We start from the raw sequence: 2,058 nt of genomic DNA on the forward strand, positions 1-2,058 counted from the left end.
TCGGTGAACCGGCCCGGTCACGGCGCTACGCGTCGCTCGCCGCGCCGGAGCGGCTGCGGGCGACGATCGAGGAGGCGGCGAAGTTGACGATCAGGGTCATCACGAAGAGCGCGAGGCCCGCCGCCATCAGCGCGGACATGGCGAAGGGACTGGCCTCTCCGTACCGCAGCGCGATCAGCGAGGAGACCGAGCTGGTACCGCTCTGGACGATGTGCCACTGGACCACAAAGACCGGCGAGATGATCAGATAGACGGCGATGGTCTCGCCCAGGGCCCGGCCGAGGCCGAGCATGGTGCCGCCGATCATGCCGCCCTTGCCGAACGGGAGGACGACGCTGCGGATCATTCCCCAGCGGGTGGCACCGAGGGCATAGGCGCCCTCGCGCTCGCCGGCCGGAGCCTGGGTGAACACCTCACGCATCACCGAGCAGATGACGGGCGCGACCATGAAGCCCACCACGATGCCCGCGATCAGCGTCGAGGAGGTGTAGACGGTCGCGGTGGAGAGCGGATCGTTCGGGTCGATGCCGACCACACCGAGCGGCGGGAACCAGCCCAGATAGGTGGCGATCCAGCGGGCGGTGGGCAGGATGGCGCCCTCGAAGAAGAAGAGCCCCCAGAGTCCGTAGACCACGCTGGGCACGGCCGCCATCAGGTCCACGATGCTGATCAGTGTGGAGCGGATACCGGGCCGCGCGTACTCGGAGATGTAGAGCGCCGCGCCGACCGCGAGCGGCACCGCCACCAGGATCGCCACCAGGGCGATCAGCACCGTACCGACCATGACGGCCGCGATACCGAAATTGCCCGCGTCCGGCTCCCAGGACTCGGTGGTCAGGAAGGACCAGCCGGCCCGGTCGAGCGCCGGCCACGCGCGGTACAGCAGAAAGCCGCCGACCAGCAGCATGACGACGAGGACCAGGCCGCCGCCGCCTCGGGCCACCCCGCGGAAGATCCGGTCGGGCAGCCCGGGGTCGGCGTACAGCACGCGTGAACTGTCGACGGCCGGCATCTCGCCGGAATCACCGTCGAAAGGCCCACCGGTCACCCCGGCGGCCACAGTTCGCTCCCTTGTTCGTCTCAGCACAACCAAGACGCTCACGGGGCGCGGTTGACACGTGGGCACCTTCCCCTGAACGAGGGGCGCCCTAGAGGCAACTTCCGGTTACGAACGTGTGCAAGTGGCGTGCGGAGAACGGTGCGCGGCGCCAGACTCCTGTGCGCATGAGGACCGGATCACCGCTTCAGCTCCGCCGGATCGGCACTTCGGGTTCAACGGCCGCTCCACGGGAATTCGCCGCTCTCGCCCAACTCCCGCAGCAGATCGCGGAAGCGGGCGTAGGCCGCCCGGCAGGTCGAGTACCGCTCGTACGAGCGCGCGGAGACAATGGTGCGCTGTCCGACCTCGTTCCTGACGATCCACATCCAGCCGTTGTTCTCCTGCGTGTGCTGGACACCTCCGGTGAGGACCGCGTGTTGTCGGCAGACCTCCTCGAAGGAGGCGCGGCACCGCTCGTACGTGGCGAAAGCGATTGCCGATACGGCCACCACACGCCCGTTCTGTGCGACGACGCGCCATCCGTAGCGGCCGTCGGCGTCGATGTCGGTCTGACACCGCACGCCGGCGGCGCTCCGTAATCTCCCGGTCTCATCGGGCGATCCCATGTCCCCACCCCTGCCACTCGTCCCAGTCGGGCCGCGGTTACGGCCTTTGGAGCAGCAGGTGCAACCTAGTGAGACGTTCGTGACACGTGGGATTCAACCGACTACCTGGCGGGATGATTCGCCAGGAAGTTGCCCCTTGGTTACGGCCAGGCCACCAGGAGACATCGGGAAAAAGGTGGGAAACCGGTTCTATCGCAACGAACTACGCGCGTCACACCGGGCGGGAGCGCCCGGTGTGACGCGCGTTCGAACGCACCCCGACGGGCGTCCGGTACATGGGGCCTTCGACCGAAAGGACCTGGATCCTGTCCGGCCCAAAAGGCCTAGGGCCTTTCGTTTGGATCTTGCTGGGCTCGCGTGCCCTGGCACCGCGCCTCGCCGCGTTGTCGTCGG

The 2,058-nt window shown here is 67.9% G+C and carries 2 protein-coding genes; both read right to left on the bottom strand.

Annotation, left to right across the window (positions count from 1 at the left end):
- Positions 1-25: 25 nt before the first annotated feature.
- On the bottom strand, positions 26-1,060 hold the full coding sequence (gene pstC / locus GA0115259_RS35805) for a phosphate ABC transporter permease subunit PstC (protein ID WP_256098291.1): 1,035 nt from the start codon (positions 1,058-1,060) through the stop codon (positions 26-28).
- Between the two features lie 212 nt (positions 1,061-1,272).
- Positions 1,273-1,620 carry a hypothetical protein gene (locus GA0115259_RS35810; protein ID WP_093604571.1) on the bottom strand — a complete coding sequence of 116 codons (348 nt, stop codon included), beginning with the start codon at positions 1,618-1,620 and terminating at the stop codon, positions 1,273-1,275.
- Between the last annotated feature and the right edge of the window lie 438 nt (positions 1,621-2,058).

Source organism: Streptomyces sp. MnatMP-M17 (genome assembly GCF_900091995.1).
Classification (GTDB): domain Bacteria; phylum Actinomycetota; class Actinomycetes; order Streptomycetales; family Streptomycetaceae; genus Streptomyces.